The 13,847-nt window shown below is 66.6% G+C and carries 13 protein-coding genes; 7 read left to right on the plus strand and 6 right to left on the minus strand.

Features of this window, described 5'->3' with window-relative positions:
• Window positions 1-18 precede the first annotated feature (18 nt).
• The 5 genes from fdhD to RVU70_RS04035 form a co-directional block, all read right to left on the minus strand.
• Window positions 19-846, minus strand: a complete 828-nt coding sequence (gene fdhD, locus RVU70_RS04015; RefSeq protein WP_363349794.1) for a formate dehydrogenase accessory sulfurtransferase FdhD — start codon at window positions 844-846, stop codon at window positions 19-21.
• Window positions 843-3,722, minus strand: a complete 2,880-nt coding sequence (gene fdhF, locus RVU70_RS04020; protein WP_363349795.1) for a formate dehydrogenase subunit alpha — start codon at window positions 3,720-3,722, stop codon at window positions 843-845. Before fdhF ends, fdhD begins: the two co-directional genes overlap by 4 nt.
• Window positions 3,723-3,732: 10 nt before the next feature.
• Window positions 3,733-5,283 (minus strand): NADH-quinone oxidoreductase subunit NuoF, encoded by a 1,551-nt coding sequence (locus tag RVU70_RS04025; protein ID WP_363349796.1) that lies wholly within the window; start codon window positions 5,281-5,283, stop codon window positions 3,733-3,735.
• Window positions 5,280-5,756 (minus strand): formate dehydrogenase subunit gamma, encoded by a 477-nt coding sequence (locus tag RVU70_RS04030; RefSeq protein WP_363349797.1) that lies wholly within the window; start codon window positions 5,754-5,756, stop codon window positions 5,280-5,282. Before RVU70_RS04030 ends, RVU70_RS04025 begins: the two co-directional genes overlap by 4 nt.
• Before the next feature lie 126 nt (window positions 5,757-5,882).
• Window positions 5,883-6,782, minus strand: coding sequence for a LysR family transcriptional regulator (locus tag RVU70_RS04035; RefSeq protein WP_363351211.1), 900 nt, complete (start codon window positions 6,780-6,782; stop codon window positions 5,883-5,885).
• Between the two features lie 336 nt (window positions 6,783-7,118).
• Here RVU70_RS04035 and RVU70_RS04040 point away from each other — a divergent pair, with 336 nt between their 5' ends.
• Genes RVU70_RS04040 through RVU70_RS04060 form a run of 5 tightly spaced genes read left to right on the plus strand, consistent with a single transcriptional unit; the run spans window position 7,119 to window position 11,307 of the window.
• Window positions 7,119-8,606 (plus strand): D-alanyl-D-alanine carboxypeptidase family protein, encoded by a 1,488-nt coding sequence (locus RVU70_RS04040; RefSeq protein WP_363349798.1) that lies wholly within the window; start codon window positions 7,119-7,121, stop codon window positions 8,604-8,606.
• Complete coding sequence (locus RVU70_RS04045; RefSeq protein ID WP_363349799.1) at window positions 8,603-9,757, plus strand: GTP-binding protein; 1,155 nt, start codon at window positions 8,603-8,605, stop codon at window positions 9,755-9,757. Before RVU70_RS04040 ends, RVU70_RS04045 begins: the two co-directional genes overlap by 4 nt.
• A gap of 57 nt (window positions 9,758-9,814) precedes the next feature.
• A complete protein-coding gene (locus RVU70_RS04050) occupies window positions 9,815-10,588 on the plus strand; it encodes a ComF family protein (protein WP_363349800.1) in 774 nt (257 codons plus the stop codon).
• Window positions 10,589-10,642: 54 nt separating this feature from the next.
• Window positions 10,643-10,912 carry a glutaredoxin 3 gene (gene grxC / locus RVU70_RS04055; RefSeq protein WP_363349801.1) on the plus strand — a complete coding sequence of 90 codons (270 nt, stop codon included), beginning with the start codon at window positions 10,643-10,645 and terminating at the stop codon, window positions 10,910-10,912.
• A complete protein-coding gene (locus tag RVU70_RS04060; RefSeq protein WP_363349802.1) occupies window positions 10,909-11,307 on the plus strand; it encodes a DUF1178 family protein in 399 nt (132 codons plus the stop codon). The genes grxC and RVU70_RS04060 overlap by 4 nt, the downstream gene beginning before the upstream one ends.
• Window positions 11,308-11,429: 122 nt before the next feature.
• Here the strand turns inward: RVU70_RS04060 and RVU70_RS04065 are convergent, their stop codons facing one another.
• Complete coding sequence (locus RVU70_RS04065; RefSeq protein WP_363349803.1) at window positions 11,430-12,134, minus strand: NAD-dependent deacylase; 705 nt, start codon at window positions 12,132-12,134, stop codon at window positions 11,430-11,432.
• A 126-nt stretch (window positions 12,135-12,260) separates the two neighbouring features.
• On the opposite strand from RVU70_RS04065, the gene smbP reads away from it, so the two are divergent.
• Both smbP and RVU70_RS04075 read left to right on the plus strand, forming a co-directional pair.
• Window positions 12,261-12,614 carry a small metal-binding protein SmbP gene (gene smbP, locus RVU70_RS04070; RefSeq protein WP_363349804.1) on the plus strand — a complete coding sequence of 118 codons (354 nt, stop codon included), beginning with the start codon at window positions 12,261-12,263 and terminating at the stop codon, window positions 12,612-12,614.
• 19 nt (window positions 12,615-12,633) lie between these two features.
• Window positions 12,634-13,809: a serine hydrolase domain-containing protein gene (locus RVU70_RS04075; protein ID WP_363349805.1), complete on the plus strand. Its 1,176-nt coding sequence runs from the start codon at window positions 12,634-12,636 to the stop codon at window positions 13,807-13,809.
• The last annotated feature ends 38 nt before the right edge of the window (window positions 13,810-13,847 follow it).

Below are 13,847 nucleotides of genomic sequence, written 5' to 3' on the forward strand. Positions count from 1 at the left end.
ACGAGCTTCTCAACTGAATCATGCGACATGAGCGGAAACCTGTTCGAGGATGCGTCCTGGATGGGTGAAGATTTCGAAATCGCGGCCCCGCATCACGGCCACGAGCGTCATACCGCATTTTTCGGCGCTGCGAACCGCCAGTGCGGTCGGCGCCGACACGGCGGCGATGATTGGCGCGCCGATCCGGGCGGCTTTCTGCACGAGCTCGACGGAGACGCGGCTCGTCATCAGCACGACGCCCTGCGATGCGGCGAGGCCCTGGCGCGCCAGCGCGCCGGCGAGCTTGTCGAGCGCATTGTGGCGGCCGACGTCCTCGCGCACGATCAGCGCGCCGGACCCGGGATTCCAGAAAGCCGCGGCATGCACGGCGCGCGTCTCCTGATTGAGCGTCTGCGCCCCCGGCATACGATCCATCGCCTCGATGAGCCCCTCCGCCGTCACGGTGAGCGCATTGTCGAGCGTCGGCAGGCTGCGCGTCGCCGCCTCGAGGCTTTCGACCCCGCAGAGCCCGCAACCCGTCGGGCCGGCCATCGAGCGGCGCCGGTCGGCATAGGCCTCCTGGCGCCCGCCGCCGAGCCAGCTGCGCAATTCCACGCCCAACTCGGACGACACCACCTCGACTGCGCCGGCGTCCTCCGCGCGGTCCACCAGCCCTTCGGTGATCGCGAAGCCCACCGCAAAATCTTCGAGATCGGCGGGCGTCGCCATCATCACCGCATGGGTGGACCCGCCATAGGTAAAGGCGATCGGCGTCTCCTCGGGGATCACGCGTGAAGAGCGCGCCGTCACATCGTGACGGCGCGCCAGGCAATCTACCCGAAGAGACGGCGACGGTATGTCGATCATTCCGCCGCGTCGATGGTGCTCGCGATCCGCCGCGCATTGTCGGACAGTTCGCGATACTTCTCCTGGAACTCGGTGGGGCCGTTGCTCTTCGAGATCTGAACGGCCGTCACCTTGTATTCCGGACAGTTGGTCGCCCAGTCCGAATTGTCGGTGGTCACGACATTGGTGTTGCACAGCGGGTGGTGGAAGGTCGTGTAGACCACGCCGGGCGCCACGCGATCGGTGATCTGGGCGCGCAGCGTCGTCTCGCCGGCGCGGCTCGCAACCTTCACCCAATCGCCCTCGCAGACGCCGCGCTCTTCCGCGTCATGCGGATGGATTTCGAGCACGTCTTCCTCATGCCATCGGCTGTTCTCGGTGCGGCGGGTCTGCGCGCCGACGTTGTACTGCGACAGGATGCGGCCGGTGGTCAGCAGCAGCGGGAAGCGCGGCCCCACCTTCTCGTCGGTCGGGACATATTCGGTGATGACGAATTTGCCCTTCCCGCGCGCGAAGCCGTCGATGTGCATGATCGGCATGCCGTCCGGCGCGTCGTCGTTACACGGCCACTGCACCGAGCCCACTTCCTCGAGCAGGTCGTAAGAGACGTTGTGGAACGACGGCGTGAGCCGCGCGATCTCGTCCATGACCTCGGACGGGTTCTTGTAGTTCCACTTCATCCCGAGCTTGTTGGCGAGGAGCTGGGTGATCTCCCAGTCGCCATAGCCGTTCTTCGGCGTCATCACCTTGCGGATGCGCTGGATGCGGCGCTCGGCGTTGGTGAAGGTGCCGTCCTTCTCGAGGAAGGAGGAGCCCGGCAGGAAGACATGCGCATAATGCGCCGACTCCACCAGGAACAGGTCCTGCACGATCACGATTTCCATATTGGCGAGCGCCGCCGAAACATGGCGCGTGTCCGGGTCGGACTGGAGAATGTCCTCGCCCTGCAGATAAAGACCCTTGAAGCGGCCCTCGATCGCCGCGTCGAACATGTTGGGAATGCGCAGGCCGGGCTCGGGATCGAGCTTGACGCCCCAGTCGGCCTCGAACACCGACCGCGCGGCCGCGCCCGAAATGTGCTGATAGCCCGGCAGTTCATGGGGGAACGAGCCCATGTCGCAGGAGCCCTGCACATTGTTCTGGCCGCGCAGCGGGTTCACGCCGACGCCGCGGCGGCCGAGATTGCCGGTCGCCATGGCGAGATTGGCGATGCCCATCACGGTGGTCGAGCCTTGCGAATGCTCCGTCACGCCGAGGCCGTAATAGATCGCGGCATTGCCGCCGCGCGCATAGAGACGCGCCGCGCCACGAATGTCTTCGGCCTTCACGCCGAGGACGGATTCGAGGGCCTCGGGACTGTTGCGGTCGAGCGAAACGTAATCGGCCCAGGCCTGGAATTCGTCCCAGTCGCAGCGATGGCGGACGAAGGATTCGTTGACGAGGCCTTCCTTCACGATGACATGGGCGAGCGCCGTGATCATCGCGACATTGGTGCCGGGCTTCAGCGCCAGATGGTAGTCGGCCTCAACATGGGGCGACCGCACGAGGTCGATGCGGCGCGGATCGATGACGATCAGCTTGGCGCCATCACGCAGGCGCGCCTTCATGCGCGAGCCGAACACCGGATGGGCGTCGGTCGGATTGGCGCCGATGACGAGAATGACGTCGGCCTCGTCGACCGAGTCGAAGTCCTGCGTGCCGGCCGAGGTGCCGAAGGCCTGGTTGAGGCCATAGCCGGTCGGCGAATGGCAGACGCGGGCGCAGGTGTCGACATTGTTGTTGCCGAAGCCGGCGCGCACGAGCTTCTGAACGAGATAGGTCTCTTCGTTCGAGCAGCGCGACGAGGTGATCGCGCCAACCGACCCCTTGCCGTATTTCGCCTGCACGGCGCTGAGACGGTCGGCGGCGAAGGTCAGAGCCTCGTCCCAGGAGACGACCCGCCACGGCTCGTCGATCGACTCGCGGATCATCGGGTCCAGGATACGGTCCCCGTGATGGGCGTAGCCATAGGCGAAGCGGCCCTTGATGCAGCTATGGCCGTGATTGGCCTTGCCGTCCTTCCAGGGGACCATGCGGACGACTTCCTCGCCGCGCATCTCGGCCTTGAAGGTGCAGCCGACGCCGCAATAGGCGCAGGTGGTGATCTCGGAATGCTCCGGCTGGCCGATGGCGATGACGGAGTTCTCGGTCAGCGTCGCGGTCGGGCAGGCCTGCACGCAGGCGCCGCAGGAGACGCATTCCGACTCCATGAAGGCTTCGTCCATGCCGGGCGACACGCGCGAATCAAAGCCGCGGCCGGAGATCGTCAGCGCGAATGTGCCCTGCACTTCCTCGCAGGCGCGCACGCAGCGGTTACAAACGATGCACTTGGACGGGTCATAGGTGAAATAGGGGTTCGACTCGTCCTTCGGTTTCCAGTTGAAGTTCGCCTCGCCGCTGTTGCGGGCGAAGACGTGGTTGGCGCCGTCATAGCCGTAGCGCACGTCGCGCAGGCCGACCGCGCCGGCCATGTCCTGCAATTCGCAGTCGCCATTGGCGGCGCAGGTCAGACAGTCGAGCGGGTGGTCGGAGATATAAAGCTCCATCACGCCGCGACGGATGGCGGCGAGGCGGGGGGTCTGGGTCTTGACGGCGATGCCGGGCGCGACCGGCGTGGTGCAGGAAGCCGGCGTGCCGTTGCGGCCGTCGATCTCGATCACGCACAGGCGGCAGGAGCCGAACGCCTTGATGCTGTCCGTGGCGCAGAGCTTCGGGATTTCGGTTCCCGCCTCCATCGCCGCGCGCATGATGGAGGTGCCCTCCGGAACAGTGACGCTCTTTCCGTCGATGGTCAGCGTGACCATGTTTTCGGATTTGGACTGTGGCGTCCCGTAATCAATCTCTTTGATAAGCGTCATGGCGGCTACCTCACTCAGCGGCTTCAAGGGCCGGCTTGCGGAAGTCTTCTGGGAAATGACGAAGAGCGCTTTCGACCGGATAAGGCGCGAAACCGCCCAATGCACACAATGAGCCAAACTTCATCGTGTGGCACAGGTCCTTGAGAAGCTCGATGTTCTTCTCGACGTCCTGACCCTTGCTAATCTTGTCGATCGTCTCGACGCCGCGAGTCGAGCCGATGCGGCAAGGCGTGCACTTTCCACAGCTTTCGATCGCGCAGAACTCCATGCCGAAGCGCGCCATCCAGAGCATGTCGACAGTGTCGTCGAACACGACGAGGCCGCCGTGCCCGATGAGGCTGTCCTTCGCGGCGAAGGCCTCATAATCGAACGGAAGGTCGAAAAGCGACACCGGCACATAGGCGCCGAGCGGGCCGCCGACCTGAACGGCCTTGACCGGACGCCCGCTGCGCGTGCCGCCGGCGATGTCGTTGACGATCGCGCCGAGCGGGATGCCGAAGTCGGTTTCGAACAGGCCGCCATATTTCACATTGCCGGCGATCTGCAGCGGCATGGTGCCGCGCGAGCGGCCGACGCCGAGATCGGCGTAATGCTTGGCGCCCTTCTCCAGAATCATCGGAATGGTCGCCATGGAGAGGACGTTGTTGACGACCGTCGGCTTGCCGAAGAGGCCGACATGGGCCGGCAGCGGCGGTTTGGCGCGCACGATGCCGCGCTTGCCCTCGAGGCTCTCGAGCAGCGAGGTCTCCTCGCCGCAGACATAGGCGCCCGCGCCGATGCGCAATTCGACGTCGAAGTCGAAGCCCGAGCCCTTGATGTTATCGCCGAGCCAGCCGGCTTCACGGGCCTTCTCGATCGCGGCCTGAAACACTTTGGCGACGACGGGATATTCCGAGCGCAGATAGACGTAGCCCTTCGAGCCTTTGATCGCGTAGCCGCAGATGATCATGCCCTCGATGAGCGAGAGCGGATCGCCTTCCATGATCATGCGGTCGGCGAAGGTGCCCGAGTCGCCCTCGTCGGCGTTGACGACGACGTAACGGCGGTCCGCCGGCGCGTCGGCCACGGTCTTCCATTTGATGCCGGTCGGGAAGCCGGCGCCGCCGCGGCCGCGCAGGCCCGACTTCGTCACTTCTTCGATGACGGCCGGCGCGCCGAGCTCGAAAGCGCGCTTGAGCCCTACGAAGCCGCCATGGGCCTCATATTCGGCGACGGAGAGCGGATCGATAATCCCGCAGCGCACGAAGGTGAAGCGGTTCTGGCGCTTCATCCAGGGATGTTCGTCGACGACCCCGATATTCAGGGGGTGCGCGCCGCCGGTCAGGAAGCCCGCCTCGAACAGCGAGGCGACGTCCTTCGCCTTGGCCGGCCCATAACCGACGCGGCCCGCGGGAGTCTCCACCTCGATCAGGGGCTCGAGCCAGAGCATTCCACGCGAGCCGTTTCTCACGATCTCGATCGTCAGGCCGCGGGCGGCGGCCTCCTTGGCGACGGCGGCGGCGAGGCGGTCGGCGCCCATCGCCACGGCGGCCATGTCCAGGGGAATGTAGATCTTGGTCATTTGCCTTTCGCCTCCTCGACCAGCTCGTCGAGCGTCTCGGCGTCGACCAATCCAATCGGTTCGTTGTCGTAGAGGGCGGAGGGGCTGTGGGCGCAGAGGCCCAGGCAGTAGACCGGCTCGACCGTCAGGGAGCCGTCGGGAGTCGTCTGGCCCCAATCGAGCTTGTGGCGGGCCAGGAATTCGTTCGCCTGCTTTTCGGCGCCCATAGACTGGCAGGATTCGGCGCGGCAGATTTTCAGCGTATGGCGGCCGTGCGGGGAGGTATGGAAATCGTGGTAGAAGGTGACGACGCCATGCATTTCCGCGCGGCTGATGTTCAGCGCGTTGGCCATCTCACGGACGGCGGAGTCCGGAACGAAGCCGAATTCAGCCTGGAGCGCATGCAATATGGGGAGTGCAGGTCCTTCGAGGCCCATATGGGCCGCAATGATCTCCCGCGCCCGCTCGTCGCTATAAGGAGCAGCGCCAGCCATTTCTTCCCTCGCTTTGGGCGTCGAGCTCAAGACAAGCGCCCTTGATTGGTTTTGTTCCAAGGACAGTGCCGGAAATCCCGGTCCTGATCAATAGCGTCTCGGCCGTTGCGCCATAGGGCTTGCCTATCAATCGGCCAATCTGCCGCTTTCGGCCAAGGCCTTTGCCTCTGCAACGAGCGCGCCAACGAGCGGAATCACCGGATCGCGCTGCGGCGCCACCAGGCCGATTTCGTAGCCCGCTTCCGGCTCGACGATCGGAATCGAGCGCAGAGGCGGCGAAGCGCCCATTGTTTTTGCGAGCTTTTCCGGGAGAATCGTCGCCCATCGGCCGGATTTCACATGGTCGTAGAGCAGAATGACCGAGTTCGACTCGAGGATGGGCGCGGGCTCTGCGTCCCCTGCGCCAATGAGTCGCTCGATGATCCGTCGGTTCTGCATGTCCGGGGTCAGCAGGCACAGATCGATGCGGCCGACCTCGGCCCATGTCACGCGCTCGCGGTCGCCCAGCGGATTGCCCGCGGTTGTCAACAGCCTGTAGCGTTCCGAACAAAGCGGCACGGTTCGCACCCGCCCCAACGGCTCGTTGTCGAGATAGGTGATCCCCGCGTCGATTTCGAGATTGTCCAGCATGGCCAGCACTTCGGTGGATGAAGCCGAAATGACCTTGAAGCGCACATGCGGGTGCTTTTCCCGGTAAGGGGTCGTCAGCGCCGAGACGATTCCCTCGGCTGTCGGGATGACGGCGATCTTCAACTGGCCGGAGAGGCCCTCGCGCAGGGTCCGCACCTCCTGGCGCATGGCGCGGGCGTCCCCCACGATCCGCTTGGCCCATTCCAGAACCCGCTCGCCCTCGGCCGTCAACCCGTGGAAGCGCGACGAGCGGTTGACGAGCAGGACCCCGAGCGAATCCTCGAGCTGCTTGATGCCGGCGGAGAGGGTCGGTTGAGTGACCCCGCACAACTCCGCCGCGCGCGAAAAACTCTTTTCGCTGGCGACGGTGATGAGGAATTCGAGTTTGTCGATCACGTCGAAGCGTTTCGGCGCCTGGCCGCGCCGTCCCTGGACGAAAAAGGCGGGGTCCGCTCGAGGGAGGGACGGCGGCGAAACGCCCTTTTCCATTGTTTCGCTCGATGCATGCGCTAGCACATTCAGGCGAAAAACGCCCGAAAAATCGCCCAGCGGCCGTGCTGCAGGCGACGGGACGCGCGGGCCGGGGCGCCCGGCTGCATCGCGCTCAACCAGGCCGCCGCGCCGGCGGTTGAGCGGCTGCGGCCACAATTTCCCCTCATTTGATCCGTTTCGGATTAACTTTATTTGTCCCACTGCGGCGCCGCCCGCGCGACCTTGGAGAGGCAATTGCAAATGACGACGATGAAGAAACTCACGCGTCTCGGCGCATTTGCCGCTCTTCTCGCGACGACCCTCGCCCTTCCGGCGCAGGCCACCCCCTCCCTCGTCATCGACGTGGCGTCTGGCGCGGTGCTCTCCCAGGACCAGCCGACCGCCTCCTGGTATCCGGCGTCCCTGACCAAGCTGATGACCGCCTATGTCGCGCTCGACGCGGTGCGCGCCGGCCGCATCACGATGGATACGCCGCTGATGATGTCGCCGCGCGCCGCGCGCATGGCGCCGTCCAAAATGGGCTTCCGGCCGGGCTCCGAGGTGACGCTGCAGAACGCGCTGATCATGCTGATGGTGAAATCGGCCAATGACATCGCCGTCGCGATCGCCGAGGGCGTCTCCGGCTCGGTCGAAGCCTTCGCCGACGAGATGAACCGCGCCTCGCAGAAGCTCGGCATGACGCAGTCGGTCTGGGTCAATCCCAACGGCTTGCCGGACACGCGGCAAGTGACGTCGGCGCGCGACCTCGCCCTTCTCGGCCGGGCGCTCTACGTGCAGTTCCCGGAATACGCCAATCTCTGGAACATCGGGGCCATGCAGTTCGGCCGCCAGATCCATCCGACCCATAACGGCCTGCTCGGCCGCTATCCCGGCGCCGACGGCATGAAGACGGGCTTCACCTGCCCCGCCGGCTTCAACGTCGTCGCCTCCGCCAGCCATGGCAATCAGCGTCTGATCGCCGTCGTGCTCGGCGCGCCCTCGGCCGCCGCGAGAACCGCCAAGGCCGCCGCTCTGCTCGACCGCGGCTTCCAGACCGCCGGCTCGGCCGGCTCGTTGGGCTCGCTCGCCGCCGCCGGCCCCGCGCCGGCCCCCGACATGCGCGACAGCGTGTGCCGCAATCGCGGCCCGGCCACGGCGGAGTTCATGAGCGAGGTCGAGGACGTGTCCATTCCGATCGGCTCCGCCTCGACCGGCATCCCGCTCCTCGATTCCGCCGCGGCGCAGCAGCGCATCAGCGCCAAGGATCTGGCGCGCCTGCCGCGTCCGCATTACGATCCGGTTCCCGTCTACGCCGGCCGTGCGCCGGGCTATGTCGGCCCCGTCGCCCGCGCCCGGGCGCCCGGCGCGCCGATCGGCGAGCAGACTGATTATTCCGCCTACGCCAACGCCCCCGAGCCCGCCGGCGGCGAGGCCTCGCCGATCAGCCGGGCGGCTCCCGACGCCGTCAGCATGCGCCAGGCCAAGCGGGCCGCCAAGCGCGCGGCGAAGCGCATCGCGCCCGTCGCGACGCCGGCCCCCGTCGACAACATCATCGAAGACGACAAGGCGGCTTCGGGCGACGAAAAGCCCGAGAAACCCAAAGCCAAATCCGCCGCCAAGCCGGTCGTGAAAGCCGCGCCGAAAGCCGCGTCGAAAGCCGTGAGCAAGCCTCGGGGCGAGAAAGCCGCCGCCAAACCCGCGCCCGCAAAAACCCAGACCGCCGCCAAGCCGCAGGTCAAGATTCAATGAACGACAGCCCTTCGGCGGCGCAGCGCCGGCCGCCGCCGCCGATTCCGCTGACGATTCTCACGGGCTTTCTCGGCGCCGGGAAAACCACGCTGCTCAACACGCTGCTCGCGGCGCCCGAACTTTCCGACACGCTCGTCCTCATCAATGAGTTCGGCGAAATCGGGCTCGACCATCTCTTCATCGAGAAGGTCGAGGGGGACATGGTGATGATGAGTTCGGGCTGCGTCTGCTGCACCATCCGCGGCGATCTCGTCACGACGCTCGAAGATTTGCTGCGCCGACTGGACAACGGGCGCATCAAGCCTTTCCGGCGCGTCGTGCTGGAGACGACGGGGCTCGCCGATCCCGCCCCCATCCTGCACACCATCATGAGCCACCCCTATCTGGTGATGCGATTCCGGCTCGATGGGGTCATTGCCGTGGTGGACGCCGTCAATGGCGAGGCGACGCTCGACGCTCATGAAGAGGCGGTCAAACAGGCGGCCGTCGCCGATCGTCTGGTCATCGCCAAGACAGACCTCCCGGACGGCGCCGCACATGCGGCGCGGCTGACCGAAAGGCTTGCCGCCCTCAATCCCGGCGCACGCATTCTGATCGCCGCCAAGGGCGAGGCGACGCCGCAGGCGCTGCTCGATTGCGGCCTTTACGATCCCGCGACCAAGACCCCGCGCGTGCGCGAGTGGCTCAACGCCGAAGCGGTCGAGTCGGCGCATCACGACCATAGCCATCATCACGACCACGGCCATCGGCATCACGACGTCAACCGTCACGACGACCACATTCAGGCGTTCTGCCTGACCGGCGACACGCCCTTCACCCCGCCCTCCTTCGATATTTTTATCGATCTGCTGCGCCATACGCATGGGCCGCGGCTCTTGCGGGTGAAGGGGATCGTGGCGCTTTCCGACGAACCCGAACGCCCGGTGGTGATCCACGGGGTCCAGCACGTCTTCCACCCGCCGCACCGGCTCGACGCCTGGCCCGACGCCGACCGCCGCACCCGTATCGTCTTCATCGTGAAGGATCTCGATCGCGCCTTCGTCGAGGGCCTCTATGCGGCGCTGATCAACCGACCGGCGATCGACACGCCCGACGCCGAGGCGCTGACGCATAATCCGCTGGCGCCGGCGCGGGGCGGGTTGCTCGGATAGCCCCGTGCCCCGCACGCCGGCAGAGACAGGGAAGGGTCGCCGCGCTATAAAGCGAAGATGCAGTCTGCCGCCGCAGCCTTCGCCCCTCTCGCCGCCGCGGCGCGGCGCCTGGGCTCGGGGCTGCTCGACCTCGTCTATCCCCCGGTTTGCCTCGTCTGCCGCCGGGCGGTCGCCGAGCATGGCGCGCTCTGCGCCGCCTGCTGGCGGGACATCGCCTTCATCGAGCGGCCCTTTTGCGAGCGGCTCGGCACGCCCTTCGAGCGCGATCTGGACCAGCCGGGACTCATCTCGCCCGAGGCCGCGGCGAACCCGCCGGTCTTTGCGCGGGCGCGGGCGGTGGCGCGCTATGACAGCGACAAGGCGCGCTCGCTCGCGCATCGACTGAAATATCACGACCGCCTGGAGCTTGCGGGCCCGATGGGCCGGTGGATGGCGCGCGCCGGCGCCGAACTCTTGGCCGACGCCGATGTCCTTGCGCCCATTCCCTTACATCGCCTGCGCCTCGCGGCGCGTCGCTTCAACCAGTCGGCGGACCTTGCGAGAGTCGTCTCGCGCGAAACCGGCGTGCCGGTCGAAACGCAGGCGCTGCTACGCGTGAAGGCGACGGCGCCGCAGGTCGGCCTGTCGCGCGCCCAGCGGGCGCTCAATCTCGCCGGCGCCTTCCGAGTCGACCCGGAGCGCGCGACCTCGCTCGAAAGCAGGAACGTGGTCCTGATCGACGACGTTCTGACGACGGGCGCGACGGCCAACGCCGCCGCTCGCACGCTGCTCCGGGCGGGGGCGGCGCGGGTCGATCTCCTTGTCTTTGCCCGGGCCGTGACAAGCGTGTGACTTCGGGCGTATAAGCGGCGCAGCGAAAACGCCGGTCGAGGACCCCCCATCCCAATGGCGCATATCGAAATCTACACCACGCCGACCTGTCCGTACTGCATCGCCGCAAAGTCCCTGCTCACGCGGAAGGGCGCGGCGTTCCAGGAAATCAGCGTCGCCGGCGATCCGGCCGGCCGTCGAGCCATGAGCGACCGCGCCGGCGGCCGCACGACGGTGCCGCAGATCTTCATCAACGGAAAGCACATTGGCGGCTGCGACGATCTTTATGCGCTCGACGACGTCGGCCAACTCGATCCGCTGCTGGCGGCGGGGGCCTCGGCATGATCCATTACGCGCTCGTCTGCGACGAAGGACATAATTTCGATGGCTGGTTTCGCGACAGCGAAACTTTCGAGAGCCAATCGTCGCAGCGCCTCGTCGCCTGCCCCTTCTGCGCCTCGACCGCGGTGACCCGTGCGGTGATGGCCCCGCATGTGGCGCGTGGCGGCCAGGAGGACGAAGCGGCGCGACTGCGCGGCATGATCAGAAAATTGCGCGACAAGGTCGTGGCCGGCTCAGAGGATGTCGGCGAACGCTTCCCGCAGGAGGCGCGCGCGATCGAGGAGGGCGAAGCCGAACGCCGGCCGATCCGCGGTCGCGCCACCTTCGAGGAGGCGAAGGCCCTGCTCGAGGACGGCATCGAAATTCTGCCGATCCCGGAATTGCCCGGCGACAACTGACCGGCCCTCACATTGCGCCGGCCGGCGCGAGAAAGCGAACGCGCGCATCACGAATTCCTCGACTCGAGGCTGCGAGCCCCGCCCCGCGGTCAAACCCCACGTCGCCGGGTTGGTTCCGGCGTCTAACGCAGCATCTCCTCGACCCAGGCCGGGACAGCCGCGCTCGCCGCGCCATAGCGTCTGACGTCGAATTGCGCGGCGTTGTCGGAGGGTTCGAGATTGATTTCGCAGGTGGCGACGCCGAGCCGGCGCGCCTGTGACACAAAGCCCGCCGCTGGATAAACGGCGCCCGAAGTTCCGATGGACACGAAGAGGTCTGCGGCCGAAAGGGCCGCGGCGATCTCCTCAAGGAAGAGCGGCGTCTCGCCGAACCAGACGACATGCGGCCGCATGGCGCCGGCGCGGCCACAGGCGGCGCAGCGATCTTCAGTCGAGAGGTCGGCGCGCTGCTCGCGCAGATCGCCGCAGGCCGCGCAGCGCGCCTTCAACAACTCCCCATGCATGTGGATCACGTCCCCCGCGCCGCCCCGTTCGTGCAGATCGTCGATATTCTGCGTGACGAGGGTCAGCGCCCCACCCCTTGCGGCCAATTCCCGCTGCAAGCGGGCGAGTGCGGCATGGGCGGCGTTGGGCCTAGCCGAGAGCAGGTTGCGCCGCCGGAAATTGTAGAATTCATGCACGGCCTCGGGCGTGCGCGCGAAGGCCTCGGGCGTCGCGAGCTTCATCGGATCGAAGCGCGCCCACAGGCCAGTCCCGGATTTGTCGCGGAACGTCCCGAGGCCGCTCTCCGCGGAAACGCCCGCCCCTGTCAGAACGAAGATACGCATGATCCCGCCTCCGCCATGCGTCGGAACAAAACACGATCATAGAGGCGCGGCAGCCAAAAGTTGAGGCGCGCGCAAAAATGCGCACTATGGGCGTCGACCTCGCCACAAATTTCAAGGAGTGAGAATATGATCGCGCGCCGCCTGTTGATTGTCGCTTTGAGCATGGGCCTCGGCCTCGGCGTCCTCGCGCGCCCCGCTCACGCCGATCCGAATTACCTCCAGGAGGCGATCTCAGAAACCCAGGCCGCGATCGACGCCGGCAAGCAGCTTCAGGCGGGCTCCTTCGTCGAACATGCGGACGACGCCATCGACTACGCCCGCAGCGCCGTCTGGCAGACCCCTGTCGATCCGATCCGCAAGGGCATCAAATATCTGCGCAAGGCGGTCAAGCTCGCCAAGGGCACGAGCTACGACAAGCGCATCGCCAAGGCGACCGAACAGGCGGAGCTGGCGCTGCAGCAGTTCCAGTCCGTCAAATAGCGCCGGGCTTTTCTCCCCGATGAACCGCCGCATCTGTCTGGCGTCGCTCCTGAGCCTCTTCGCTCCCGCGCCGACGCTCGCGCTCGACGCGCCTCAAAATCTCGACCAGGAGCTCGACGCGCTGCGGAGCCAATACGGCCTTCCCGCGCTGGCGGCGGCCGTCGTCAGCGGCGGCGCCATTGTCGCGCGCGGCGTCGCCGGCGTGCGCGTCCATGGGACGGAGATAAAAGCTCAAATCGACGATCGCTTTCATCTGGGCTCCGACACCAAGGCGATGACGGCGACCCTCGCCGGCATGCTGGTCGACGAGGGCAAACTCGCCTGGGACGCGACGATCGGCGACGTGCTCGGGGCGGCTGTTCCGCAGATCAATCCGCGCCTCGCGGCGGTGACGCTGGAGCAGCTTCTTTCGCACAGCTCCGGCGTTCCGAGCGACACGCCACAGATGCTGAAGCTCTATTTCAACGTCGACGCCTTCGACTTCAATCTGACGGCGCTGCGGCTCAAGACCTTCGCCGCCTGGAAGTCCCATGCCCCGCAGACGCCGCCGGGCGCGGCGTTCCACTATTCGAATTTCGGCTATCTCATCGCCGGCGCGATGATCGAAAAGGCCGCCGGGCGCCCCTGGGAGGCGTTGATCACGGATCGGATCTTCGCGCCGCTGGGGCTCAAGAGCGCCGGCCTCGGCCCGCAGGCGACGCGGGGCCGGTTCGACGCTCCGGTCGGACATCGCGTCGACGACAAGGGCGCGATCACGCCCATGCTGTGGGGGCCGGCGGCGGACGGCCCGCCGCTGCTCGGCCCGGCCGGCGTCGCCCATATGTCCGTGCTCGACTTCGCGGCCTGGGCCGGATGGAACGCCGGCCGCGGCAAGCGCGGCCCTGCGCTCGTCAAGCCTGAGACCCTCGCCCGCATCCATGCGCCGCATGTCAAGACGGGCAAAATCCCCCATCCGCGCCCCGGCACGCCGCAGGAGGGCGACTATGCGCTGGGCTGGGGCGTCATGAAGTTCGACTGGACCCGCGCGCCCGTGCTTCAGCACAATGGCTCGAATGGGATGAATCTCGCAAAAATCCTGATCGACGCGGCAAACGATCTCGGCGTCGTCGTGGTGACCAATTTCCCCGAGGGCAAGGCGGACGAAGCCGCCGCCCTGGCGATGGAGCGGCTCTATCGGCGCCATGCGCCAGCCTGAGGGCGGTCATGAACTGGCCAGACCGCCCCTCGCGCTCC

The organism is Methylocystis echinoides, assembly GCF_040687965.1.
GTDB lineage: Bacteria > Pseudomonadota > Alphaproteobacteria > Rhizobiales > Beijerinckiaceae > Methylocystis > Methylocystis echinoides_A.